Origin of the sequence: Pseudomonas sp. SWRI18, from assembly GCF_014268345.1 — a bacterium.
GTDB classification, from domain to species: domain Bacteria; phylum Pseudomonadota; class Gammaproteobacteria; order Pseudomonadales; family Pseudomonadaceae; genus Aquipseudomonas; species Aquipseudomonas cedrina.
In genome coordinates, this window is the sequence record NZ_JACCQQ010000002.1 from 308,406 (window position 1) to 333,745 (window position 25,340).

The window sequence follows — 25,340 nt, forward strand, 5'->3', positions numbered from 1 at the left end:
ATCCGTCGTACTTAAAAGGTTGGGCTGGCGGAATACCGCACGCGGGCGCCGAAATCGCTGACGGCGGTGAACTCGACCTGCGCCGCCCCCTTGGGCTGGGCCTTGAGCCCTGGCAGGGCAAACAGCTTGGTATCGCCGTGGGGCATCAACAGGCTATCGGTGGCCGTCTGGTTGGCCGCTTTGCTGTAGCGTCGGCCATCGCTGGCCAGGTCGATGCTGGCGAGCGAGACGTGATAGGGCGTAGGGTTGGTGGCTTGCAAGGCATACCCCTGGCCATGGGGCACCAGCTTCCATTGCACCTGTGCGGGCGCGCGTTCGGCCGGCAACGGTAGCGCCTGCGGCCTGAGGAACACCCGCAGGCGGGTACGGAACGACAGCTGGATCTGGTTTTTCTGCGCCGCATCCTGCGTGCTTGGCGGTACTTCCAATACGTTCAGCCAGTACAGGCTCTCGCGGTCCGTGGGCACGGGTTCGCCGGTGTAGCGCAAGCGCACCGCCTGTTGCTGGTTGGGCTCGATACGAAAGATCGGTGGCGACAGCGTAAACGGGGTTCGCGCCGTCGCCGGTGTCGATTGCCGGTCGCCGGCATCCAGCCAGACCTGCACCAGCGCCGGGCGATCGCCTTTGTTTTCCAGGCGCACGATCAACTCCTGTTGTTCGACGGGGTAGACCACACGTGTGCCATGGACGATGACGCTTGCATGGGCGAGCGGCGTCAGCAGTGACATGAATACAAGCGCACAGGCGACAAGCGCGAGGCGGGCCATGCGTTTCATCGTTCGGGTTCTCTTCTCAGGCATGGGATCGAAAATGCGGCTTTCGGGCGAACTGGAATCGCTTCAGTGTGGGGAGCGGGCTTGCCCGCGAATGCGGTGGGTCGGTCATGAGGGGTGACGGATACAGCGCTATCGCGAGCAAGCCCGCTCCTACAATGGGATCGAAGCGTTCAGGCCTTACTCGGCGTACTCGACCAAAAAGCCCACGCGCGTGTTGACCGTACCTTCGGTGGCGGCACCGGTGGCATACATCTGCGCGGCCATCGGGATGATTGCCTGGTTGTCGGCGATCACCACGCCTTCGGATTTCTCGGTGTAGACGTTGAGCGGGCTGCCGTCACGGTTGGTGACTTCGACCTGTACGTTCTTGGCAGTGGTGGTGTCGGACGGATCATCATGACCATCAATGTTCAAGCGGCCGGTTGCCACGTCGATGGCCGGGCTGGTGGGATCGAACGCCACCATGGCGGTGCGTCCGTTGGTGCAGCTGCCCTGGCCCGGGCCGCCAACGCGAATGCTGAAGCCGGTGAGGTTGGCGCGTTGACCGGCAGCCGCCAGGCGCGAGCCGGAGACCCCGCCCAGGTTCACATCCTTGACCGCGGCTCCGGTGCCAGGCGCCGCGCCTTCGACGGTGCAGGTCACATCGGTGACCAGGCCGCTGAAGTTGATAACGCCATCGTTGGCATGGGCCGATTGAGAAGCTGCCGCGGCCAGGGCAATCGCGGCGGCAACGGTGGAGAGAGTGTTGGCTTTCATAAGTATTTCCAGACCTTAGTAATATATATGCCTCGTCAACATCATCGAGATCGAGTCGCCCTCGAAAGACGGGAAACATAATGTGTTCCGCAAATGGAAAGTTGCCCATAGAGGAGTCGCGAGTTTTATCTCGAAAATATTCGAAATTCCAAAAGGTCAATACAAGATTTTTCAAAGTTGAATGCGTAAGAGTTTTCTGAAGGGAATGCCTGAAAGAGTAAGTTTCGTTGTAGTCCCGCATTGAAACCTGTGGGCGTGTGAGCTATACGGTGTTTTAAAAAAATCCAAGTATTTGTATTGCGCTATTAACTTTGCGGGTTTTTTTTGATGCCTAGTTCAATGTTCAAGACCGTCACGGTGATGTTGCTGGATAACCATGCGATGGTTCGGCAAGGGATCGAACTGGGCTTGGGCAAGGAGGCCGATCTGCACCTGGTTGGCTCCTTCGGCACGGGCAGGGAGCTACTCGATGCGCTTGCCCTGCGGACGGCGGACGTGGTGGTGATGGACTTCGCCCTGGGCCCCGACGACATCGACGGGCTCAATCTCATCCGCACCCTGGCCAGGCGTTTCAGCCGCTGCAAGCCGGTGGTCGTGTCGTCGCATTACACCCCGGCCACGGTTTCCCTGGCCTTGAAGGCCGGCAGTTGGGGGGTAGTGGGCAAAATCCAGAACCTGGCCGAATTGATAACAGCCATCCGCACCGTCGCCGAGGGCCGGATCTACCTGCAACCCTGTATGGTGCCGGCCTTGCAGGTGGGGCGTTCATTGGTGGGCGCGGTGAATGTGAGACCCGGCGTGGAGGGCTCAGCGCCGTTTCGCCTGAGCGACTGTCTTACGCCCAAGGAACAGGAAGTGTTGCGCTGCTTTATGGATGGAATGACCGTCAACTCCATCGCTGCAAAGTTTTCGCGCAGCGCGAGTACGATCAGTACGCAAAAACAATCGGCTTATCGAAAGTTGGGTATCAAGAATGACAGTGAACTATTCAAGGTGAGGCGACAATTCGGCGACGCGTAACTACGAAGTTTCTGTAAGAGTTATGCCCACTGTTTGTAGCTTAATTGGAATCTTCCAAGTAACGCAGCGCCAATCGCTCGGTGGCCTGCCGTATCGGCAATAACAAATGGGGCGCCACCAGCATCATGATTTGATACACCACCACGCGGACCTCGCCTTCACGATCCAGAACCCGCTGATAGTCCAGGGAAAACAGCAGGGTCAGGGTGATCTGCTCCACCAGTTGCCCAAGCGCCTGGGTGTCGCTGACCAATTGCCCGGCCGTCTTGAGTCGGGCAAGCAATGACGCGAGGGTGCGTTTGAGCGACGTGAGCAGGTTGCGAATGCCCTTGGCCAGCTTCGGCAGGCGCCCTGCGAGGTTCGACAGGTCCTGGAACAGGAAGCGGTAGTGGGCCATACGCTCGACGATCAGGTGCAGGAACAGCCAGTAATCCTCGGGCTTCAATTGCGCATCTGCCGGTGGGTCGAGCAGCGGTGTCAGTTCAGCTTGAAAACGTTCGAACAGACCGAGTACCAGCGGTTCCTTGCCATGAAAATGGTAGTAGAGGTTGCCGGGGCTGATCCCCATTTCATTGGCCACCTCCATGGTCGAGACATTGGGTTCGCCCTTCTGGTTGAACAATTGCAAGGCACATTCAAGGATACGGTCGCGGGTCTTCATCCAGGCTTCTTAAGGGGAGGGTTGAACTCAACGCACGCGCACATAGGTGCCTGGCGCCGCTTCCATCGGTGGGTAATTCTGGTTGCCCAGGGCGGTGAGGGTTTCTCGTTGTACGCCCGAGCGCTGTTGTATCCACGTCATCCACTGCGGCCACCAACTGCCTTCGACGTGGTTGGCGTCGTAGTACCAGGCGCGCGGGTCGCTGCTCAGCTTTGGGTTCTCGACGTAGTTGGCCTTGGGGTTGCCAGGCGGGTTCAGGATGCTTTGGATATGCCCGCTGTTGGACAGCACGAAGCGCCGCTCGCCGCCCAGCAACTGGGTGGAGCGGTACACCGCGTCCCACGGCGTGATGTGGTCGTTGATGCCGGCCACGCTGAAGCTGTCCACGGTGACCTTCTGCAGATCGATGGGGGTGCCGCACACTTCCAGTCCACCGGGGTGGCTGAGCGGGTTGTGCTTGAAGAAGTCCAGCAGGTCGCCGTGCAGCGCGGCGGGCAAGCGCGTGTTGTCGTTGTTCCAGTACAGGATGTCGAAGGCCGGCGGCTCCTTGCCCAGCAGGTAGTTGTTGATCCAGTAGTTCCAGATCAGGTCGTTGGGGCGCATCCAGGCGAACACTTTGGCCATGTCGCGGCCGTCCAGCACGCCTTGCTGATAGGAACGGCGCTTGGCGGCCTCCAGGGTCTGCTCGTCGGCGAACAGTGTGGCGGGGCTGTCGATCTGGCTGTCCAGCAGGCTCACCAGGTAGCTCGCGCTGGAGATGCGGCGCAGTTGGCGCTTGGCCTGCAGGTGGCCTTGCAGCGCCGCGATGGTCAGGCCACCGGCGCAGGCGCCCATCAGGTTGACCTCGCGGGCTTTGGTGATCGCCCGGCATGCGTTGAGCGCCTCTTCCAACGCGGCGACGTAGGTGGAGAGGCCCCATTCGCGATGGCGCACATCCGGGTTGCGCCAGCTGACCATGAACGTCTGCAGGCCGTTTTTTAACGCGTACTGCACAAAGCTGTTGGCCGGGCTCAGGTCGAAAATGTAGTACTTGTTGATTTGCGGCGGCACGATCAGCAGCGGCTTGGCGTACTGTTTTTCGCTCATGGGCTTGTACTGGATCAGCTCCAGCAGCTCATTGCGAAAGACCACCGAGCCGGGAGTGGTGGCGACCGTCTTGCCCACCTCGAACGCATGCTTGCTCACCTGGCGCGGCAGGCCATTGTTGTGCAGCAAGTCTTCGAACAGGTGGCTTGCACCGCGCACCACGCTGTGCCCGCCGGAGTTGAGCAGTTCCTTGATGGCCAGCGGGTTGAGCAGGGTGTTGGAAGGCGAGACCGCATCATTGAACAGCGCAAAGGCGAAGTGCGCACGGGCTCGGTCATCGGCGCCCAGGGCGCTGTCATCGATCCAGTGGCGCGTCTGCTTCTGCCAGCTCAGGTAGGCCTGCAAGCTGCGCCGGTACAGAGGGTTGAGTGTCCAGGTGGGGTCGATGAAGCGGCTGTCATTGGGGTTGGGTTCGTGCACGGTTTCACCGAGCAGCACGCGGCCCAGTTGACCGCTCAACGCCAGGGCATGACGAGCCGTATGCAGCGGGTTGCGCAAGCCATGGGCAGCAACACTGCGCAGGGTCGACAGCAGGTCGCGGCCGCGCAGCCCGGTGATCGCACTTTGCGCATTGATGAACGCAGCAGGGGTGGGTGCCGGGTCCGTCACGGGTCTTTCTCGCATGAGCCAACACTCCTTCGTCAAGCCATCAAACAGGCACGCCAATCCAGAACCATAGTCGGTTCCTGGCAAGTTGCGCGGCGGTGTGGTCCTTACACCGCCGGTCGCGGATGAATCACCGCGCGCATGCGCTCCTCTTGCAGGAATTTCATGATGATCGGCGCCACGGCCTCGGCCCGAGTGATCAGGAACAGGTGGCCATCATCGATGATGTGCAGTTGGGCATTGGGGATGCGCCAGGCCAGCATGCGCATGTTGATCAGCGGGATCAGCGGGTCGTCGTCGCCCGCCAGCACCAGGGTGGGCTGGCGGATCTTGTGCAGCCAGTGGATGCTGGTCCAGCCCAGCCCCGCGAACAGTTGCCAGTAGTAGCCCAGCTTGCCGGCCGAGCGCACTTTGCTTGCGTGTTCGGCGGCCAGTTTTGCATCGCGGCGGAACGAGCCGCCATAGATCATCGGCGCGATGCGCACCACGTGGGACGGCTGGATGTAACGGCGTGGGCTGGCCATCAGCCATAGCACTTTGGGTTTGCCCGGCACCATTACCGCACCCGCCGCCGTGGCCGCCAGGATCAATTTTTTGCAACGCTCCGGGTAGTCGTAGGCAAATTGCTGCGCCAGCGCCCCGCCCCAGGACACGCCCACCGCGTTCACCTGGCCGTAGTCGAGGTAATCGAGCATGCGCGCGGTGAGCTTGGCCAGGCCGGGAAAACGGTAGGGCCGGTTGGGCGTCGACGAACCGCCCACGCCGGGCACATCGAAGGCGATCACTTCCAGGTCCGGGTCCAACGCCTGGACGAACGGAAACACCAGCTCAAGGTTGGCGCCGATGCCATTGAAGATCAGCAGCGGCGTCAAGTGAGGCTTGCCCGGGCGCACCGCCGTGCGGATGGCCTGGCCATCCAGGTCGATGGTACGAAAGATGAACGGTTGCGGCATGCTCAAGCCCTGTGAAGTGGCGCAATTTATCTGTAGGAACCCGGTCAATGTGGGAGCTGGCAAGCCAGCTCCCACATTGACTGCATTTCAGTCATTCATCCGATTAGCGCTCATGCACATAGGTACCCGGCGCAGCCTCGCCAGCGGCGTAGGTTTTATTACCCAAACTCACCGGCGCTTTTTTCAACTTGCCCGCCCGCTCCGCCTGCCACGCTTGCCAATGCAGCCACCACGAATCGGTGTGCTTGGTGGCATTTTCCTGCCATTCCAACGGTTTCGCCGTCAGGCTGTCGCTGGTCTGGTACCGCGCCTTGGGGTTGCCCGGCGGGTTGAGGATGCTCTGGATGTGACCGCTGCTGGACAATACGAATTCAACCTTGCCGCCGAACAGCTGCGCCGATTTGTAGCAGGACTGCCACGGCGTGATGTGATCGTTGGTGCCGGCCAGGGAGTAAATATCGGCGGTGATTTGCTTGAGGTCGATCGGCGTACCACACACTTCCAGGGCGTTGGCGCGTACCAGCGGGTTGTTCTTGAACAGTTCGATCAGATCGCCGTGAAACGCCGCCGGCAGGCGCGTGGTGTCGTTGTTCCAGAACAGGATGTCGAATACGGGCGGCTCGTTGCCCAGCAGATAGTTATTGACCCAATAGTTCCAGATCAGGTCATTGGGGCGCATCCAGGCGAACACCTTGGCCATGTCGCGGCCTTCCAGCACGCCGGCCTGGTAGGAATGGCGCTTGGCGGCTTCCAGGGTCTGCTCGTCGACGAACAGCGCCACCTGGGTGTCCAGCGTGGTGTCCAGCACACTCACCAGCAGCGTCAGGGCATTGACCTTCTTCTCCCCCAGCGCCGCATAGTGACCGAGCAGCGCGGTGCAGGTGATGCCACCGGAGCAGGCGCCGAGCATGTTGATGTCCTTGCTGCCGGTAATCGCCGTGACCACATCCACCGCTTCCTTGAGCGCCTCGATATAGGTCGACAGCCCCCACTCGCGCTGGGCCTTGGTCGGGTTGCGCCAACTGACGATGAAGGTTTGCTGGTTATTACGCAGGCAGAAGCGCGCCAGGCTCTTTTCCGGGCTCAGGTCGAATACATAGAATTTGTTGATCTGCGGCGGCACCACCAACAGCGGTCGCTCGTGCACCTGTTCGGTAATCGGCTTGTACTGGATCAGCTCCAGCACGTCGTTGCGAAACACCACCGCGCCTTCGGTGGTGCCCAGGCTCTTGCCCACTTCAAAGGCGCCCATGTTGACCTGGCTCGGCATGCCGCCGTTGTGCACCATGTCCTTGGCCAAGTGGGACAGGCCATCGAGCAGGCTTTTGCCGCCGGTTTCAAAGAAGCGCTTGACCGCCGCCGGGTTGGCCGCGCTGTTGGTGGGGGCCATGGCTTCGGTCATCAGGTTGATCACGAAATGGCCGCGGCTGATGTCCTGTTCGGACAGGTTGCTGTCGCCGATCCAGTCGTGCAGTTCCTTGCGCCACGCCAGGTAGGTCTGCAAATAACGTTTATAGAGCGGGTTCTGGCTCCAGGCAGGGTCATGGAAGCGACGGTCGTCGCTTTCGGGTACCAACTGCGACTTGCCGAACATCACATTCTTGAGTTCCACGCCAAAATGCGCGACGTGCTTGACGCTGTGCAACGGTTGCTTGATGGCTTGGGTCAGCACCATCTTCGCCGAGGCGAGCAAGTCCTTTTTGCGTAACGCGATGATCGGGTTGAGCCCCAGGGTGTTTTCCGAGGCCTGGCGTTTCAAGTCATCGTTATTCTTGTTACTCATCTACGACGCTCCATTGTCCGAAAGACGAGTACCGGCGGTGGCGATGCATCCAGATTGCGATCCACAACACACGCCAGGTACTGCGACTCGGGTGACCGTTGATACCGCATCGTCAAATGCACGGAACTTGCCAGCTCCATTGGTTACCCGAGTTTAATTTTTTTCGCAAGCGGACCAATCGTTGGTCACGCGACAGGGCATTCAAGCAGATGAAATTAGAAAATGCCCTCTAAAGAGCAAGACGCCTGGGCTAGAGCATCAGCCGCACGACGGATTCACTCGGATCGCGGGTTTTGCCGGCCGCTTTGAGTTCAGCGAGGTAGTCGGCCCACAGCGCGTCCTGACGCACGGCCAACTGGTAGAGGTAATCCCAGGTGAACAGCCCGCTGTCATGCCCGTCGTCGAAGGTCAGTTTCAGTGCGTACTGGCCGGCCGGTTCGATCTTGGTCAACCGGACGTTGAGCTTGCCGAATTGCAGGATGGGTTTGCCGTGGCCCTGGACCTCGGCGGAAGGCGAGTGCACCCGCAGGAATTCGGCGGGCAATTGGTAGGTTTCATCGGGGGCGTAGGTAAGGCCGAGGGTGTTTGAGGTTTTGTGCAGGTTTACAGCAGTGGGGAATTTCGACATTGGAGAGCCGCTCGAAGATAGTCCTGAAGGAACCGGCTTTAAACTGTGGGAGCCGGGCTTGCCCGCGATACAGGCGCCTCGGTGTTTCTCTGACACCGAGGCGATTCTATCGCAGGCAAGCCAGCTCCCACACAAGCCCGCTCCCACAGTAAAGCAAAGCGGTCCTGAGTGAGGCTTACAGGATATAACGCGACAGATCTTCGTTCTGCGCCAATTCGCCCAGGTGGCTGTTGACGTACTCGGCGTCGATCTTGATCGCTTCGCCATTCTGCGCACCGGCCATGTCGCCGGCGCTGAAGGACACTTCCTCAAGCAAACGCTCAAGCAAGGTGTGCAGGCGACGCGCACCGATGTTCTCGGTCTTCTCGTTGACCTGCCAGGCGATTTCCGCCAGGCGCTTGATGCCATCGGCCTGGAACTCGATCCCCAGCCCTTCGGTTTTCAGCAGCTCACGGTATTGCTCGGTGAGCGAAGCGTGCGGTTCGCTGAGAATGCGTTCGAAGTCACCCGGGGTCAGCGCCTTGAGTTCCACGCGGATCGGCAGGCGGCCTTGCAGCTCGGGCACCAGGTCGCTTGGCTTGCTCAGGTGGAAGGCGCCGGAGGCAATAAACAGGATGTGGTCGGTCTTGACCATGCCCAGCTTGGTGTTCACGGTGCAGCCTTCGATCAGCGGCAGCAGGTCGCGCTGCACACCTTCGCGGGATACATCGACGCCGCCGGAATTGCCGCGCTTGGCCACTTTGTCGATTTCATCGATAAACACGATCCCGTGCTGCTCGACCGCTTCGAGGGCCTTGGCCTTGAGCTCTTCCTCGTTGACCAGGCGTCCGGCTTCTTCGTCGCGCACCAGTTTGAGTGCATCCTTGACCTTGAGCTTGCGGCTTTTCTTCTTGCCCTTGCCCATGTTGGCGAACAGGTTCTGCAACTGGCTGGTCATTTCTTCCATGCCAGGCGGCGCGGAGATGTCGATACCGGAGACTTCGGCGACTTCGATCTCGATTTCCTTGTCATCCAGCTGGCCTTCACGCAGGCGCTTGCGGAACAGCTGGCGGGTGTTGGAATCCGAAGCCGGTGCGGCGTCTTCGTTGAAACCCATGCGTGCCGGTGGCAGCAGGGCATCAAGGATGCGCTCTTCGGCGGCATCTTCGGCGCGGTGGCTGACCTTGGTCACTTCCTGTTCGCGCAGCATTTTCAGGGCGGCGTCGGCCAGGTCGCGGATGATCGACTCGACGTCGCGGCCCACGTAGCCCACTTCGGTGAACTTGGTGGCTTCAACCTTGATGAAAGGCGCATTGGCCAGTTTGGCCAGGCGCCGGGCGATCTCGGTTTTACCCACGCCCGTCGGACCGATCATCAGAATGTTCTTGGGCGTTACTTCAACGCGCAGTTCTTCGGGCAGCTGCATCCGGCGCCAGCGGTTACGCAGCGCGATGGCGACGGCGCGCTTGGCATCGTCCTGGCCGATGATATGGCGGTTGAGTTCATGGACGATTTCACGGGGAGTCATGGACATAGTGTTTGGCGGCCTCAAGCGGAATAAGCCTACGGCTTACTCGGCGAGGTCCTGCTCCTCAATGGTCTGGTTGTGGTTGGTGAACACGCAGATATCACCGGCGATGCCCAGGGCGGTCTCGACGATTTCGCGGGCCGACAGGTCGGTTTTCTTCAACAGTGCGCTGGCTGCCGCTTGGGCGTAGCCACCGCCGGAACCCATGGCAATCAGGCCATGTTCAGGCTCAACCACATCGCCGTTGCCGGTGATGATCAGGGACGCGTCTTTGTTGGCGACGGCCAACATGGCTTCCAGGCGGCTGAGGGAGCGGTCGGTGCGCCATTCTTTGGCGAGTTCGACGGCGGCGCGCACCAAATGGCCCTGATGTTTCTCAAGCTGGCCTTCGAAACGCTCGAACAGGGTGAAGGCGTCGGCGGTGGCGCCGGCAAAGCCCGCGAGAACCTGGCCGTGGTACAGGCGACGCACTTTTTTGGCGTTGCCTTTCATCACGGTGTTGCCCAGGGAAACCTGGCCGTCGCCGCCCATGACAACTTTGCCGTGGCGACGTACTGAAACGATGGTGGTCAAGGGGAGAGTCTCCACGCAGCGGGGCGAAAATGCCCTGATGGAAACTGATATGGGGGTGGTGGGGGGGATTTCAACCGCAGGGCGTTGGGGCGGACGAGTGGCGTTTATATGTCGGACACGATCTTCAGATCGATGAAAATCAAATGTGGGAGCGGGCTTGCTCGCGAAAGCGGTGGGTCAGTCGCCGGAAATAGTGACTGATCTACCGCATTCGCGAGCAAGCCCGCTCCCACATTTTGGACCGTTGCGTTTTTAGTATCAGCGGCTCTGGCGCTGTTGTAACAACAGGTTGCTAAAGCCCGCGCCGGCCAGTTGTTTCTGCGCCACGGTCAACTGTTCACGGTTGCTGAATGGCCCCACCAGCACGCGATACCAGGTCGCGTCCTTCACCGTGCCCGACTCCACCGTCACCGTCTGGCCCAGCAGAATGATCTGCGCGCGCACGCGATCGGCATCCGCCTGTTTCGGGAACGAGCCCGCTTGCAGGAAGAACTTGGTGACCGGCGCGGCCTTGGTCTCGGCAACCGGCGGTGCCGGCGGCGGCGTGATCCCGGCCAGCGCGGCCTGGGCACGCGCCGTGTCGATTTTCGCCGCTTCCGCCGGGGTGACCGGGGTGGTCGGCACTTGCGGCGTCGGCAGGGTTTTCTCCGGCACGGCGTCGGGCGGCACGATCACTTCCGATTCCGGCAGCAGCGTGTAGAAGTCGTACTTGGGCTTCACGGGTGCGGTCGGGCTCGGCGCAGTCTTGTTGGCTTCGGCTATTTTCGTGGCCTTCTGCTGCTCCTGTTTGACGCGTTTGACGTCGTCGCCCTGGCCTGGGTCCAGTTTCATCAGGAACACGATAAACGCGCCGACGGTGAGGCCGATCGCCATCCACAGCCAGCCGGGGATCGGCTTCTTCGCCGGGGCCTGGTAGCGGCTGGCGCCGCGCTTGGGTGCAGGTTTTTTCTTGGCGGCCAACTTACATACGCTCCAGGGTTTCCAGGCCCAACAGTTCCAGGCCTTGCTTGAGGGTGCGTCCAGCCAGCGCGGCGAGGCGCAGGCGGCTTTGCTTCTGGGCTTCGTCGTCGGCGGTCAGGATCGGGCAGTTCTCGTAGAAACTGGAGAACAGCCCCGCGACTTCGTACAGGTAAGTGCACAGAATGTGCGGCGTGCCTTTCTCGCCGACGCTGTTCAGTACTTCGCCGAATTGCGCCAGTTTGGCGGCCAATTCCTGTTCGTGTGGCGCTTCCAGCACGATCCGGCCTTCGACTTCGCTGAAATTCTTGCCCAGCTTGCGGAACACACCGGCCACACGGGTGTAGGCGTACAGCAGGTACGGCGCGGTGTTGCCTTCGAAATTGAGCATCAGCTCGAAGTTGAAGCTGTAGTCACTGGTGCGGTGCTTGGACAGGTCGGCGTATTTCACCGCGCCAATGCCCACCACGCGGGCGATGTTGCGCAGGTCGGCCTCGGCCAGTTCCGGGTTTTTTTCCTTGACCAGATTGTAGGCACGTTCCTGGGCTTCGGTCAGCAGGTCGATCAGCTTCACGGTGCCGCCGTCGCGGGTCTTGAACGGACGGCCATCGGCGCCGTTCATGGTGCCGAAGCCCATGTGCTCCATGTGCATCGGGTGGGTGACGAAGCCCGCCTTGCGCGCCACCGCGAACACTTGCTGGAAGTGCAGGGCCTGGCGCTGGTCGACGAAGTACAGGGCGCGGTCGGCCTTGAGCGTGCCACTGCGGTAGCGTATGGCGGCCAGGTCGGTGGTGGCGTAGAGGTAGCCGCCATCAGCCTTGACGATAATCACCGGCAGCGGCTCGCCTTCGGCATTCTTGAATTCGTCGAGGAACACGCACTGCGCGCCGTTACTCTCGACCAGCATGCCGGCGGCCTTCAGGTCGTTGACCACGTTGACCAGGTCATCGTTGTAGGCGCTTTCGCCCATCACGTCGGCCATGGTCAGCTTGACGTTGAGCAGCTCGTAGATCTTCTGGCAGTGCGACAGCGAGATGTCCTTGAACTTGGTCCACAGCGCCAGGCATTCGGCATCACCGGCTTGCAGCTTGACCACCAGCCCGCGGGCGCGGTCGGCGAATTCCGCGGATTCGTCAAAGCGCTTCTTGGCCGCGCGGTAGAAGTTTTCCAGGTCCGACAGTTCGTCGCTGGTGATCGGGTTTTCCTGGAGATAGGCCATCAGCATGCCGAACTGGGTGCCCCAGTCGCCGACATGGTTCTGACGGATGACTTCATCACCCAGGAACTCCAGGACCCGGGCCACGCCATCGCCGATGATGGTCGAGCGCAGGTGGCCGACATGCATCTCCTTGGCCAAGTTAGGGGCCGACAGGTCGACCACGGTGCGCTGGGCCGGGCCGGCTTTGCGCGCGCCCACGTGAGCGTCGGCCAGGGCCGCGTCGAGCCGAGTGGCCAGGGCCTGGGTGTTCTGGAAGAAATTGATGAAGCCAGGGCCGGCGATTTCGGCCTTGGTGACGCTCTCGTCGGCAGGCAGCGCGGCAATGATCTTCTCCGCCAGGTCACGCGGCTTCATGCCGGCGGGCTTGGACAGCATCATCGCAATGTTGCTGGCGAAGTCGCCGTGGGTCTTGTCACGGGTGTTCTCCACCTGGATCGCCGGCGACAGGCCTTCAGGCAACACACCTTCGTTGACGAGTTGGGTGATGGCTTGTTGGATCAGCTGGCGAATGGTGTCTTTCATGGTGTTCTCTTTCGACCGCAAGCGGCGGCGCGCGATGCGCAGGTGGAAAAACTGGGCATTATCCGTGGCGAGGGCGGGCTTGCCAACTGTCCAGACGGGTTGGCGGACCTGCGGGCCCCATCGCGGGCAAGCCCGCTCCCACATTTAACGGTGTTCACATTTCAAATGTGGGAGCTGGCTTGCCTGCGATAGGTCCATCTATCAATACAAATCCACCGGGTCCACATCCAGCGACCATCGCACCTGACGGCCGCCGGGCATTTGCTCCAGGGCAAGTAACCAGCTGCTTAATAGCCGATGCAGCGGCGCGCGGGAGGTGGCTTGCAAGAGTAACTGCGCACGATAACGCCCGGCGCGGCGTTCCATAGGCGCGGGCACCGGGCCGAGCAGTTCGATGCCGGTCAGACCCAGTTCGCCGAGCAAACGTTCGGCGGCGCTGCACGCTTCATCCAGGAAACCTTCGGCCTGGCCCGGTTTATGGGCTTCGGCGCGCAGCAGCGCCAAGTGGGAAAAAGGCGGCAGGCCGGCGGCGCGGCGTTCGCTCAGTGCCTGCTCGGCGAAGGCAAAGTAGCCTTGTTCTGTGAGCTGGATCAGCAGCGGGTGGTCGGCCAGGTGCGTCTGGATAATTACTCTGCCTGGCTCTTCGGCACGCCCCGCGCGGCCGGCAACCTGCACGATCAACTGCGCCATGCGTTCGCTGGCGCGGAAGTCCCCGGAGAACAGCCCGCCGTCGGCATCCAGGATCGACACCAGGGTTACCCGTGGAAAGTGATGCCCTTTGGCAAGCATCTGCGTGCCGATCAAGATGCACGGCTGGCCTTTCTGGATGGTGGCGAACAACTGGTTCATCGCGTCCTTGCGCGAGGTGCTATCGCGGTCGACCCGTAGCACCGGGAAGTCCGGGAACAGAATGCCCAGGCGCTCTTCGGCCCGCTCGGTCCCTGCGCCGACCGGGCGCAGGTCGACCTTGCCGCACTGCGGGCAGTGCCGTGGTACGCGTTCCACATGGCCGCAGTGGTGGCAGCGCAGCTCGCCGTGGCGCTGATGCACGGTCATGCGCGCATCGCAGCGCTCGCACTCGGACATCCAGCCGCAGTCGTGGCACAGCAGGGTCGGCGCAAAGCCCCGGCGGTTGAGGAACACCAGGACCTGTTGGCCGGCGGCCAGGGTTTGGCCTATGGCTTGCTGCATCGGGCCGGAAATACCGCTGTCCAGCGGCCGGCTTTTTACGTCCAGGCGCAGGAAGCGTGGCTGTTTGGCGCCGCCGGCGCGCTCGTTGAGGCGCAGCAGGCCGTAGCGGCCGGTGTAGGCGTTGTGCAAGCTCTCAAGGGACGGTGTGGCCGAGCCCAGCACTATCGGAATGTCTTCCTGGCGTGCGCGCACCAGCGCCAGGTCGCGGGCGTGGTAGCGCAGGCCTTCTTGCTGTTTGTAGGACCCGTCGTGCTCCTCGTCGATGATGATCAGCCCGGGGTTTTTCATCGGCGTGAACAGCGCCGAGCGGGTGCCGATAATAATGTCGGCTTCGCCATCGCGCGCCGCCAGCCAGGATTCCAGGCGTTCGCGGTCGTTGACCGCCGAGTGCACCAAAGCGATGCGCGCGTTGAAGCGTTGTTCGAAACGCGCCAGGGTTTGCGGGCCCAGGTTGATCTCGGGGATCAGCACCAGTGCCTGTTTGCCGGCCTGCAGGGTTTCGCGGATCAACTGCAAATAGACTTCGGTCTTGCCGCTGCCGGTGACGCCGGCCAGCAGGAAAGCGTGGAAACTGTCGAAACCGGCGCGAATCGCTTCATACGCGGCGCGTTGTTCGGGGTTCAGCGGCAATTCCGGCTGGGCCAGCCAATGTTCGTGGCGCGGGTCGGGGGCGTGCTTGCGGATTTCCACCTGCACCAGGCCTTTGGCCAGCAGCAGGTCAAGGCTGTCCTTGCTCAGCATCAGCTTGCTCAAGAGCTGATGCGCCACGCCGTGCGGGTGCTGGGCCAGGGTCGCCAGGGCTTCACGCTGGCGCGGCGCACGGGCGATGCGTGGGTCGTCGAGGCGCGCGCCGGGCACCGTCGACCAGAAGCGTTCCTGGCGCGCCTCGGCCAGCTCGCCCTGGCGCAACAGCACCGGCAGCGCCCAGTTCAAGGTGTCGCCCAGGCTGTGCTGATAATACTGCGCGGTCCACAGGCACAGCTTGAACAGTGCGGGCGGCAGCGGCGGGGTGGCATCGAGCATAGCCAGGGCGGGCTTGAGTTTGTCTGCGGGCACTTCGCTATGGTCGGCGACTTCCACCAGGATGCCGATCATTTCCCGGCGCCCGAACGGCACGCGCACGCGCATGCCTGGCTGCAACTGCGCGCGCAGCACGCCGGCCGGGGCCCGGTAATCGAACAGGCGGCGCAGGGGCGAGGGCAGGGCTAGGCGCAAAATGGCGTCGGGCACACGAAGTCTCATCTATAAAGGCAGGCGGTGTTGCAGGGGCGCGAGCCTAGCAGACCGGCGGTGGAGGTGTCCTGTGTCTGGAACCGTATCTTCAGCACACTGCAGTTCCCCTGTGGGAGCGGGCTTGCTCGCGAATGCGGTGGATCAGCCGCTACTTCCTGCGACTGACACACTGCATTCGCGAGCAAGCCCGCTCCCACAAGGGGGGTGTGGTAGTCGGGATTTTCTGATGAAAGGATGTCTTGGGCCATCCCCGCCGCTTGCGCGTTTAAAAAGGTCTGGTAGAATCCGCGGCCTAATTACGTGCGGTATTCGACAATAGTGTCGAGTGGCGGCACGCTAGCCCGAGGAAGTGCCATGAAAGCCGATATCCATCCAGCGTACGAAGTCATCGATGTAACTTGCAGCTGCGGCAACAAGTTCCAGACCCGTTCGAACCTGTGCAAGCCACTGGGTACTGACGTATGCAACGAGTGCCACCCGTTCTACACCGGTAAGCAGAAAACTCTGGACACCGGCGGCCGTGTACAGCGCTTCGCAGATCGCTTTGGTGCTTTCGGCAAGAAGCCTGCTACTCCAGCAGAGTAAGGCTCAAAAGCCTCATGGGCTTTTGCCAGCTGTTGAAAAAGGCGTCCCTTGCGGGCGCCTTTTTTGTGCCTGGGATTTGGCTGACGACCGCCTACGCCGAGGTATTTTGCCCAGCGCCGGCGTCTGTGACCCGCGTCGAGGTTCAGCGCGTGGTGGATGGCGACACGCTGCGCCTCAAGGATGGCCGCAGTGTACGGATGATCGGCCTCAACGCCCCGGAGACCGGCAAGCGAGGCCGTCCTGACGAGCCCTACGCCATCGCTGCCCGCCAGCGTTTGCAAGCGTTGGTGGAGGCCAGTGACGGTCGCGTCGGCCTGGTGCCGGGGCGCGAGAGCAAGGACCGCTACGGCCGCACGCTGGCCCACCTCTACGCTGCCAACGGTGAGAACCTTGAAGCGCAGCTGCTGGCCGAAGGCCTGGGCTATCAAGTGGGCGTTGCGCCCAATGTCGATCTCGTCGCCTGCCAGCGGGCCGCTGAAAACAGCGCCCGGCAGGCGCGGTTGGGCCTCTGGCGGCAATCTCCGGTGTTGGGCGTGGCGCAACTCAAGCAGCCCGGCTTCGCCCTGGTCAGCGGCCGTGTGAGCAAGATCGAACGCAATCGAGGTGGGGTCTGGATCCAATTGCAGGGCTCACTGGTATTACGCATTTCACCCGAACTCACCCGCCACTTCGACTCCGCACTGCTCAATGGTCTGCCCGGCAAGACGATCGAGGCGCGCGGCTGGGTGCAGGATCGTGCCCGGCATGGCAGCCGGAAAACCGATCAGGCGCGCTGGTTGCTCCCATTGACCGACCCCAGCATGCTCAAATCGACTTTTTGATAAAAAAATTGTAGACATTTTTTTATTTTATTGTGAGCAGTTGAGCCCTTGTATCCCGTGGCCTTAGACCAAAGTACGGCGCTTTGGGGTCTTGACACCCGTGACTGCCCAGTCTTGTGGGGACTTTGCGACACGCGTATCCTCGGCGGTCCGTCGACCAACAGTAAAAGCGGAATGCCGATATGTCTGATTTGAAAACTGCCGCTCTCGAATATCATGCCCATCCTCGTCCAGGAAAGCTGAGTGTGGAGCTCACCAAGGCCACTGCCACCGCCCGCGACCTGTCGCTGGCCTACAGCCCTGGTGTTGCCGAGCCCGTACGTGAAATCGCCCGCGACCCCGAACTGGCGTACAAGTACACCGGCAAAGGCAACCTGGTTGCAGTGATTTCCGATGGCACCGCGATTCTGGGCCTGGGTAACCTCGGCCCATTGGCTTCCAAGCCGGTCATGGAAGGTAAAGGCGTGCTGTTCAAGCGCTTCGCCGGCATCGACGTTTTCGACATCGAAGTCGACTCCGAAAGCCCGCAGGCCTTCATCGACACGGTCAAACGCATTTCCATCACCTTCGGTGGCATCAACCTGGAAGACATCAAGGCACCTGAGTGCTTCGAGATCGAAAAGGCCCTGATCGAACAGTGCGACATTCCGGTATTCCACGATGACCAGCACGGCACCGCGATCGTTACCGCGGCCGGCATGATCAACGCCCTGGAAATCGCCGGCAAGACCCTGGCTGACGCCAAGATCGTCTGCCTGGGCGCCGGTGCCGCGGCTATCTCCTGCATGAAGCTGATCGTGAGCATGGGCGCCAAGCTGGAAAATATCTACATGGTCGACAGCAAGGGCGTCATCCAGTCCGAGCGTACCGACCTGAACCAGTACAAGGCGATGTTTGCCCACCCTTCGTCCAAGCGCACCCTGGCTGATGCCCTTGACGGTGCAGACGTATTCGTCGGCCTGTCCGGCCCGAACCTGCTGAGCGCCGAAGGCCTCAAGTCCATGGCGGCCAACCCGATCGTCTTCGCCTGCTCCAACCCGGACCCGGAGATCTCGCCGGAACTGGCGCACGCCACGCGCAACGACGTGATCATGGCCACTGGCCGTTCGGACTACCCGAACCAGGTCAACAACGTATTGGGCTTCCCGTTCATCTTCCGTGGCGCTCTGGACGTTCGCGCCAAGCGCATCAACGAAGAGATGAAAGTCGCTGCCGCCAACGCCCTGCGTGAACTGGCCAAGCTGCCGGTGCCTCAGGACGTGTGCGATGCCTACGGTGGCGTCAAGCTGGAGTTTGGTCGTGAGTACATCATTCCCAAGCCAATGGATAAGCGCCTGATCACCCTGATCTCCGATGCCGTGGCCAAAGCCGCCATCGAGACGGGCGTGGCGACCCTGCCGTATCCGAAGAACTACCCGCTGCAAAGCGTGGATGATGTGTTCAACGGCTAAGCCTGCGTAGCGCACCAACAAAAAGCCCCGGCTCTCGCGAGTCGGGGCTTTTTGTTGGCTGGCGATTAACTTGACCCTCGTGGAGATCCAAATGTGGGAGCGGGCTTGCTCGCGAACGCGGTGTGTCAGTCAATACATCTGTTTGCTGATACACCGAATTCGCGAGCAAGCCCGCTCCCACATGGGGTCTGTGTGGGCCCGAGATTGCGTCAGAACAGGTCGATCGGCGCCGCCTCATCCGCCGGCAGCGGGCTGCCCGGCGCAACCCCATTGCCCAACTCGTTGACCGACGGCGGCGTGTCTTCGCTCTTGAACAGCTCGAAGTACGCATTCGGCGTGCTGGGCGATGCCGCGCGGCCACTGATCGGGTCGATGCGCAGGCTGAGGATACCTTCCGGCTCCGGTTGAGTGTGCAACGGCTTGTCCTTCAAGGCAGCGCCCATGTAGCTCATCCAGATCGGCAGTGCGACGGTGCCGCCGAACTCGCGGCGGCCCAGGCTTTCCGGCTGGTCGTAGCCGGTCCATACGGTCGTCACATAGTCGGCGTTGTAACCGGAGAACCAGGCATCCTTGGATTCGTTAGTGGTACCTGTCTTGCCGGCGATATCCGCGCGGCCAAGGGCCAGGGCGCGGCGGCCGGTGCCCTTCTTGATCACGTCTTCCAGGATGCTGTTGAGGATGTAGGTGGTACGGCCATCCACGATGCGCTCGGCCACGGCGGGTGCCTGTGGTTCGGTAGCGGCGGCGTTGGCGGCCGGCGCAGCGCCCGGGGTTGGCTCGATGGTGATACCGCCATTGCTCGGTGCCGCCAGGCCATCGGTTGCCGCCACGCCGTTGACCACGTCGCCCGGCACACGTGGCGGGTTGGCGGTGAACAGAGTGTCGCCGTTGCGGCTTTCAATCTTGTCGATCAGGTACGGCGCGATCTTGTAGCCGCCGTTGGCAAAGGTGCTCCAGCCGGTGGCGATTTCCATCGGCGTGAGGGTCGCGGTGCCCAGCGCCAGGGACAGGTTGGGCGGCAGGTCCGACTTGGCAAAGCCAAAACGCGTCATGTAATCGATGGTCTTGCCCACGCCCATCGCCTGCAGCAGGCGGATCGACACCAGGTTGCGCGACTTGTACAGCGCCTCGCGGATGCGGATCGGGCCGAGGAAGGTGTTGGTGTCGTTCTTCGGACGCCAGACCTTGTCCAGGTACTCGTCGACAAACACGATCGGTGCATCGTTGACCAGGCTGGCGGCGGTGTAGCCGTTATCCAGCGCGGCGCTGTAGATGAACGGCTTGAAGCTCGAGCCGGGCTGGCGCTTGGCCTGGATGGCACGGTTGTAGTTGCTTTGCTCGAACGCGAAACCGCCGACCAGCGCGCGGATTGCACCGTTCTGCGGGTCCAGGGACACCAGCGCGCCCTGGGCCAGCGGTACCTGGCTGAACTTGAGGCTGTCATCCTTCTGGCGTTGCACGCGGATCAAGTCACCCACCTGCGCCACGTCCGCTGGCTGCTTGGGCATCGGGCCCATGCTGTTGGTGTTCAGGAAGGGGCGTGCCCATTTCATGCTGTCCCACGCCACATGGGCTTCGCCGGTGCGGGTCAGCACCTGCAGGCCGTCTTTCTTTACCTGGGTGACGATGGCCGGCTCCAGGCCGCTGATCGTGCGTTGCTTGCCCAGCTCGGTGGTCCAGGCGCTCAGGGTCTTGCCCGGCAGGCGCGATTCAGGGCCGCGGTAGCCGTGGCGCTGGTCATAGGTGATCAGGCCGGAATGCACCGCTTCGTTGGCGATGTCCTGCAGGTCGCTGGGCACGGTGGTGGTGACACGAAAGCCCTCGGTGTAGGCCTCGCTGCCGTAGCGGCCGACCATCTCGGCGCGCGCCATTTCAGCGATGTAGGGGGCGTTCACTTCCGGCGTCGGCACGTGGTAGCTGGCGTTCAGCGGTTCGGCAACGGCGCTTTCGTAAGCGGCCTGGTCGATCTTGCCCAGCTTGTACATGCGCCCCAGGATCCAGTCGCGGCGTTCTTTACTGCGTGCCGGGTTGGCCAGCGGGTTGAAGCGTGAAGGGGCCTTGGGCAGGCCGGCGATCATGGCCATTTGCGCCAGGCTGGCGTCACGAATGGACTTGCCGTAGTAGACCTGTGACGCCGCTTCGATCCCGTAGGCACGGTTGCCCAGGTAGATCTTGTTGACGTACAGCTCGAGGATTTCATCCTTGGTCAGTTGGCGCTCGATCTGCAGAGCCAGGAGGATTTCGGTGGCCTTGCGTGAAAAACTGCGCTCGCTGGTGAGGAAAAAGTTCTTCGCCACCTGCATGGTGATGGTGCTGCCGCCGGACTGAATGTGTCCGCTTTTTACCAACTGCGTGGCCGCCCGCACCAGGCTGCTGGGATCGACGCCATAGTGGTTGGCAAAATTATCGTCTTCGGCCGAGAGCAGGGCACTGATGAAATTGGGTGGAATGTCGGCAAAACGGATCGGTGTGCGGCGCATTTCGCCGAACTCCGCGATCAGTTTTTCATCGCTGCTGTAGACCCGCAAAGGAATCTGCAACTGGATACTTCTAAGGGCCTCTACGGAGGGCAAACCCGGACTAAGGTAGAGGTAGGCCCCGCTGAACACGAGCAGCAGCCCGCAAACGATGGCGACAATGGAGTACCCGAAAAACTTCAGCAGACGAATCAAGGCTTTTGGATTTCCAGAGAAAAGAATGGGTTAGGCGTCGGGGCGTGCATGACAAACGATGGATCGACCCGAGCTGCAGATGAAAAGCAGGAAAAAACGCTGGGCATTAAAGCATTTTTCGACTTCGGGCGTCATGGGCGCCTGCTCAACAAGTCGACCGAATGCATGGCCCACAGCGGTAATCAGGCGGTATGACAGGCAAAATTTTAGGGAGTTTTATGGGAAAGGGATTTTTCACCCGAAAAGTCGACACCCTGCTGGGCGTCGACATCAATGACACCACAATCCGGATGGTCGAGCTCGGCTGTTCAGGCGGCGACTACACCATTGAGGGTTACGTCACCCAGGCGCTGCCCAGCCACGCGGTGGTCGACGGCACATTCCTCGACCTCGAAGGCGTAGGGCGTGCGTTGCGCGGTGCCTTGGCGCGGTTTTCGACATCGGTCCGTGGCGCTGCCGCTGCAGTGGCCGGGCCGTCGGTGATCACGCGGATGATCGAGATGGAGGCGGGGCTGACTGACGATGAGATGACCTGGAGGATCCAGATGGAGGCAGACCAATATATTCCTTATCCGCTTGATGACGTGGCCATCGACTTTCAAGTGCGCGGGCCGACGGCACTCGACCCGGGCCGTGTCGAGGTACTGCTCGCCGCGTGCCTGAAAGAACATGTGGAGGCCCGCGAGGCGGTTCTGGCCCTGGCCGGGCTGGTGCCGAAGGTGGTCGATGTCGAAGCGTTTGCATTGGCGCGCGCTTGCAGTCAGGATTTCGCCAGCTTCACGCCGAGCCATCGAGTCGATGGTGCACAATGGGCCGTGGATGCCCAAGGGATGGGAATTGCTTGCGGGTTGGCCCTGAGGAGTTTCGCTTGAAGACACGAATCAACCTATTGCCTTGGCGCCAGGCGCTGGCAGAGCGGCGGCGCAAGTATCTACTGGCGTGTTTGCTCGCATTCGTCAGCGCGGCGCTCGCGGCTGTGTGGCTGGCAGACCAGGTGATCGACAAGGCCATCGACCGGCAGGTGACCCGCAATGACCATCTGGGCAAGGATGTCAGCGGCCTTGACGCGCGCATCAGGACCATCGACGACTTGCAGGAGCAAAGCCAGCAATTGGCGCAACGCATGAAAGTCGTGCAAGACCTGCACGATGCCCGCTCGTCCGGTGCGCAACTGTTGGATCAATTGGCGCGCGCGGTCCCCGACGGCGTCCACCTGCATGAAGTGGTCGCGAAGGGCGATACGGTGAGTATCAGTGGCAGCGCTGAATCCAGCCAGGATATCGCCCAGTTGATGCGCCGCCTGGAAGCCACGCAAGGTCCCCATTCCACGCGGTTGCAACACGTGCAAGCGGAGGGCGCGCGCGGCAACAATGAGTTCCAATTGATGGTGCGTCAGGGAGAGTCTTCCGAGGTTCAGCCATGAGCCTGTTGCCAAGGCTCAATTTTTCCGCGCTCACTCACAACGCTGCAAAATGGCCACTGCCCGGCAAAGCCCTGTTGGGCTGTGCGCTGGCTGGCCTGGTAGGGGTGGCGGGTGAGCTTGTATACCTGGGCCCGTCGCGGCAGCGCTTGCACCAGGTCGAGGCGCAGGAAGTGGCCCTGCAGCAGCAAATCGCCCGCAAGACAGCCCTGGCGGCCAGCCTTGACGCGCGCAGCCGCCAGCTTGAGCTTATGCAGGCAAAGGCCGACGAGCTGTTACAGGCGTTGTCGGGCGAGCCCGAAATGCCTGGCTTGCTGGAAGACATCGCGCGCCTGGCACTGGCCAATGGTTTGCTGGTCGAGAGCGTCACCCCGTTGGATGAACAACCCTTGGCGTTCTTCTACGAGCAGCCTGTGCGGGTTGGGGTCACAGGGGTCTATCACGACCTGGCGATGTTCCTGAGCAGCCTTGGCGGCCTGTCGCGAATCGCTACGGTGCATGATGTTGCCCTGCGGCGTGATGGCAAGCTGCAGCGCCTTGATCTGCTGGCCAAGACCTACTGGCATGCGCAGGGTGGCCGGCGGGGCGGACAGGTTGCGCAAGGGCAGCCTTTTGTCTACGACTCATCCGGGCTGCGTGATCCTTTTCAACTGCTTGCGGTTCAGGTCGACCACTTGCCGGGTCGCCCTGCCCGTGCGCCGGATCTCACTCGGCCGCGTGGAATCCTGGAAGGGCTTGCGCTGGATCAGTTCGAAATGGTCGGCACGCTGTCCCGCGGGCTGCAGGCGTTCGCCCTGCTGCGTGCCTCCTCCAAGGTGCATCGCCTGGCAATTGGCGATTACCTGGGGCCGGACCATGGCCGCATCACCGCCATCCATGAGCGCGCCATAGAACTGGTGGAGCTGTTTCCCGATGGCCAGGGAGCGTGGCTGGAGCGTCCGCGCACACTGCTGTTAAACGTCAACTCATAACGGAATCAAACAATGAAAAGGACTTTTTCGTCCTTCGGTGTGGCGCTATGGATAGCGTTCACGGCACCGATGGCTGTTGCTGTGCCCAATCGTATGGATCTGATCCAGTTGCCGCCCCCCGGCAACGCCGCGTCAAATGCCTACACGGGCGATAGGCTCAACCTCAACTTCCAAAGCATCGAGTTGCGCTCCGCGTTGCAGCAAATTGCCGATGTGGCGGGCCTCAACCTTGTTGCGAGCGACGATGTGCAGGGCTCGATCACCTTGCGCCTCAAGGATGTGCCCTGGGACCAGGCGCTGGACCTTGTGCTGCAGGCCAAGGGCCTGGATAAGCGCCTTAAGGCTGGCGTATTGCTGGTAGCCCCTGCCGAGGAGCTGGCCGCGCGCGAGCTGCTCACGCTGGAGTCGCGCAAGCAAATGGCCGAACTGGCGCCGCTGCGTCGGGAGCTGCTGCAAGTCAACTACGCCAAGGCGGCGGACCTGGCCAAATTGTTCCAGTCGGTCACGGGCCTTGAAGGCGTTACCGATGAACGTGGCTCGGTGGCAGTCGATGATCGCACCAACAACATCATTGCCTACCAGACCGGGGAGCGGCTGGAGGAGCTGCGTCGCATCGTGGCACAGCTGGATATTCCGGTGCGCCAGGTAATGATCGAGGCGCGGATCGTCGAGGCCAATGTCGATTACGACAAAAGCTTGGGCGCACGCTGGGGAGGGCGGCTCAATCGCGGCAACTGGGGCGCGGGCGGCATCGCGAAACCTCAGCCTGAAGGCGCCGAGCCGCCGCCAAACCCACCCAGTTCGCCCTTTGTGGACCTTGGCTCGCTCACCGGTACCTCGGGCCTGGGTATCGCCTTTATCACCGACAACCTGCTGCTGGACCTGGAACTCACCGCCATGGAGAAAACCGGCAACGGTGAAATCGTCTCGCAGCCCAAGGTGGTCACTTCCGACAAGGAAACCGCACGCATCCTCAAGGGCACCGAGATCCCCTACCAGGAATCCAGCTCCAGTGGCGCTACCTCGGTGTCGTTCAAGGAGGCCTCGCTGTCCCTGGAGGTCACCCCGCAAATCACGCCTGACGACCGCGTGATCATGGAGGTCAAGGTGACCAAGGATGAGCCTGACTACCTGAACAAGCTCAACGATGTGCCGCCGATCAAGAAGAACGAGGTCAACGCCAAGGTATTGGTCAAGGACGGCGAGACTATCGTCATCGGCGGGGTTTTCTCCAATACCCAAAGCAAAGTGGTAGATAAAGTGCCATTTTTAGGCGATGTGCCGTATCTTGGCCGCCTTTTCCGGCGCGATGTGCTGGCGGAGAAAAAATCCGAGCTGCTGGTATTCCTGACTCCGCGTATTATGAATAACCAGGCGATTGCTGTGAGTCGTTGATTCTGTGCGAAATTTGATTCTTGTAGGACCGATGGGGGCTGGAAAAAGCACCATCGGCCGTTTGCTGGCCAAAGAGCTGCGCCTGCCATTCAAAGATTCCGACAAGGAAATTGAATTGCGCACGGGTGCCAATATCCCATGGATCTTCGATAAGGAAGGCGAACTGGGCTTTCGTGACCGCGAGCAGGCGATGATCGCCGAACTGTGCGGCTACGACGGCGTGGTATTGGCCACGGGCGGCGGCGCAGTGATGCGTGACGAGAACCGCCGCGCGCTGCATGCCGGTGGTCGCGTGGTCTACCTGCATGCGTCGGTCGAGCAGCAGGTAGGCCGCACCGCCCGCGATCGCAATCGCCCGTTGCTGCGCACGGCCAACCCGGAAAAAACCTTGCGGGATCTGCTTGCGCTGCGTGATCCGCTGTACCGGGAAATCGCCGATCTGGTGGTGGAAACCGATGAGCGGCCACCTCGGATGGTGGTTCTCGACATTCTGGAGCGCCTGCAACGGCTGCAACCCCGTTAAAGCCAGGCCCGAAATGCGCTATTCTCGGCGG

At 61.6% G+C, this 25,340-nt stretch carries 23 protein-coding genes; 10 read left to right on the top strand and 13 right to left on the bottom strand.

The window, feature by feature from the left end:
* Window positions 1–11: 11 nt before the first annotated feature.
* Together H0Z09_RS04065 and H0Z09_RS04070 are read right to left on the bottom strand one after the other, a co-directional pair.
* Complete coding sequence (locus H0Z09_RS04065; RefSeq protein WP_076951734.1) at window positions 12–776, bottom strand: fimbria/pilus periplasmic chaperone; 765 nt, start codon at window positions 774–776, stop codon at window positions 12–14.
* A 177-nt stretch (window positions 777–953) separates the two neighbouring features.
* Window positions 954–1,532 carry a fimbrial protein gene (locus H0Z09_RS04070; protein WP_186687632.1) on the bottom strand — a complete coding sequence of 193 codons (579 nt, stop codon included), beginning with the start codon at window positions 1,530–1,532 and terminating at the stop codon, window positions 954–956.
* A 360-nt stretch (window positions 1,533–1,892) separates the two neighbouring features.
* Between H0Z09_RS04070 and H0Z09_RS04075 the strand changes: the two genes are divergently transcribed.
* Entirely contained in the window at window positions 1,893–2,552 is a 660-nt protein-coding gene (locus H0Z09_RS04075) for a response regulator transcription factor (protein ID WP_186687938.1), read from the top strand.
* Window positions 2,553–2,592: 40 nt separating this feature from the next.
* Here the strand turns inward: H0Z09_RS04075 and H0Z09_RS04080 are convergent, their stop codons facing one another.
* From H0Z09_RS04080 to H0Z09_RS04125, 10 genes are all read right to left on the bottom strand, one after another.
* Window positions 2,593–3,213, bottom strand: coding sequence for a TetR/AcrR family transcriptional regulator (locus H0Z09_RS04080; protein ID WP_186687634.1), 621 nt, complete (start codon window positions 3,211–3,213; stop codon window positions 2,593–2,595).
* 27 nt (window positions 3,214–3,240) lie between these two features.
* Complete coding sequence (gene phaC, locus H0Z09_RS04085) at window positions 3,241–4,923, bottom strand: class II poly(R)-hydroxyalkanoic acid synthase (protein WP_186687636.1); 1,683 nt, start codon at window positions 4,921–4,923, stop codon at window positions 3,241–3,243.
* A gap of 89 nt (window positions 4,924–5,012) precedes the next feature.
* Complete coding sequence (gene phaZ, locus H0Z09_RS04090) at window positions 5,013–5,858, bottom strand: poly(3-hydroxyalkanoate) depolymerase (protein WP_186687638.1); 846 nt, start codon at window positions 5,856–5,858, stop codon at window positions 5,013–5,015.
* 103 nt (window positions 5,859–5,961) lie between these two features.
* On the bottom strand, window positions 5,962–7,641 hold the full coding sequence (gene phaC, locus H0Z09_RS04095; protein WP_186687642.1) for a class II poly(R)-hydroxyalkanoic acid synthase: 1,680 nt from the start codon (window positions 7,639–7,641) through the stop codon (window positions 5,962–5,964).
* Window positions 7,642–7,891: 250 nt separating this feature from the next.
* Window positions 7,892–8,269, bottom strand: coding sequence for a DUF971 domain-containing protein (locus H0Z09_RS04100; protein ID WP_076951740.1), 378 nt, complete (start codon window positions 8,267–8,269; stop codon window positions 7,892–7,894).
* Window positions 8,270–8,444: 175 nt separating this feature from the next.
* Window positions 8,445–9,782 carry an ATP-dependent protease ATPase subunit HslU gene (gene hslU / locus H0Z09_RS04105; protein WP_076951741.1) on the bottom strand — a complete coding sequence of 446 codons (1,338 nt, stop codon included), beginning with the start codon at window positions 9,780–9,782 and terminating at the stop codon, window positions 8,445–8,447.
* Window positions 9,783–9,818: 36 nt separating this feature from the next.
* A complete protein-coding gene (gene hslV / locus H0Z09_RS04110) occupies window positions 9,819–10,349 on the bottom strand; it encodes an ATP-dependent protease subunit HslV (RefSeq protein WP_003171209.1) in 531 nt (176 codons plus the stop codon).
* Window positions 10,350–10,607: 258 nt separating this feature from the next.
* The gene (locus H0Z09_RS04115) at window positions 10,608–11,309 is read right to left on the bottom strand and encodes an SPOR domain-containing protein (RefSeq protein WP_169375910.1); all 702 of its coding nucleotides are present in this window, start codon (window positions 11,307–11,309) and stop codon (window positions 10,608–10,610) included.
* 1 nt (window position 11,310) lies between these two features.
* Complete coding sequence (gene argS, locus H0Z09_RS04120) at window positions 11,311–13,047, bottom strand: arginine--tRNA ligase (protein ID WP_186687644.1); 1,737 nt, start codon at window positions 13,045–13,047, stop codon at window positions 11,311–11,313.
* Between the two features lie 201 nt (window positions 13,048–13,248).
* Window positions 13,249–15,468, bottom strand: coding sequence for a primosomal protein N' (locus H0Z09_RS04125; RefSeq protein WP_186687646.1), 2,220 nt, complete (start codon window positions 15,466–15,468; stop codon window positions 13,249–13,251).
* Between the two features lie 357 nt (window positions 15,469–15,825).
* Between H0Z09_RS04125 and rpmE the strand changes: the two genes are divergently transcribed.
* The 3 genes from rpmE (at window position 15,826) to H0Z09_RS04140 (ending at window position 18,328) form a co-directional block, all read left to right on the top strand.
* A complete protein-coding gene (rpmE, locus tag H0Z09_RS04130; RefSeq protein WP_033897755.1) occupies window positions 15,826–16,056 on the top strand; it encodes a 50S ribosomal protein L31 in 231 nt (76 codons plus the stop codon).
* Window positions 16,057–16,070: 14 nt separating this feature from the next.
* Entirely contained in the window at window positions 16,071–16,877 is an 807-nt protein-coding gene (locus H0Z09_RS04135) for a thermonuclease family protein (protein ID WP_186687648.1), read from the top strand.
* Window positions 16,878–17,059: 182 nt separating this feature from the next.
* Window positions 17,060–18,328 (top strand): malic enzyme-like NAD(P)-binding protein, encoded by a 1,269-nt coding sequence (locus tag H0Z09_RS04140; protein ID WP_186687650.1) that lies wholly within the window; start codon window positions 17,060–17,062, stop codon window positions 18,326–18,328.
* Between the two features lie 209 nt (window positions 18,329–18,537).
* Here the strand turns inward: H0Z09_RS04140 and H0Z09_RS04145 are convergent, their stop codons facing one another.
* Complete coding sequence (locus H0Z09_RS04145) at window positions 18,538–21,000, bottom strand: penicillin-binding protein 1A (protein ID WP_186687652.1); 2,463 nt, start codon at window positions 20,998–21,000, stop codon at window positions 18,538–18,540.
* A 48-nt stretch (window positions 21,001–21,048) separates the two neighbouring features.
* Between H0Z09_RS04145 and H0Z09_RS04150 the strand changes: the two genes are divergently transcribed.
* The 6 genes from H0Z09_RS04150 to aroK all read left to right on the top strand — a co-directional run bounded on the left by H0Z09_RS04150 (window position 21,049) and on the right by aroK (window position 25,309).
* Complete coding sequence (locus tag H0Z09_RS04150) at window positions 21,049–21,195, top strand: hypothetical protein (RefSeq protein ID WP_186687654.1); 147 nt, start codon at window positions 21,049–21,051, stop codon at window positions 21,193–21,195.
* A 23-nt stretch (window positions 21,196–21,218) separates the two neighbouring features.
* Window positions 21,219–21,872 (top strand): type IV pilus assembly protein PilM, encoded by a 654-nt coding sequence (gene pilM, locus H0Z09_RS04155; RefSeq protein WP_186687656.1) that lies wholly within the window; start codon window positions 21,219–21,221, stop codon window positions 21,870–21,872.
* Entirely contained in the window at window positions 21,869–22,423 is a 555-nt protein-coding gene (locus H0Z09_RS04160) for a PilN domain-containing protein (protein WP_186687659.1), read from the top strand. The genes pilM and H0Z09_RS04160 overlap by 4 nt, the downstream gene beginning before the upstream one ends.
* Window positions 22,420–23,391, top strand: a complete 972-nt coding sequence (locus H0Z09_RS04165) for a pilus assembly protein PilP (RefSeq protein WP_186687662.1) — start codon at window positions 22,420–22,422, stop codon at window positions 23,389–23,391. The genes H0Z09_RS04160 and H0Z09_RS04165 overlap by 4 nt, the downstream gene beginning before the upstream one ends.
* Before the next feature lie 69 nt (window positions 23,392–23,460).
* Window positions 23,461–24,786, top strand: coding sequence for a type IV pilus secretin PilQ family protein (locus tag H0Z09_RS04170; protein WP_186687940.1), 1,326 nt, complete (start codon window positions 23,461–23,463; stop codon window positions 24,784–24,786).
* Between the two features lie 4 nt (window positions 24,787–24,790).
* Entirely contained in the window at window positions 24,791–25,309 is a 519-nt protein-coding gene (gene aroK / locus H0Z09_RS04175; RefSeq protein ID WP_186687665.1) for a shikimate kinase AroK, read from the top strand.
* Window positions 25,310–25,340 lie beyond the last annotated feature (31 nt).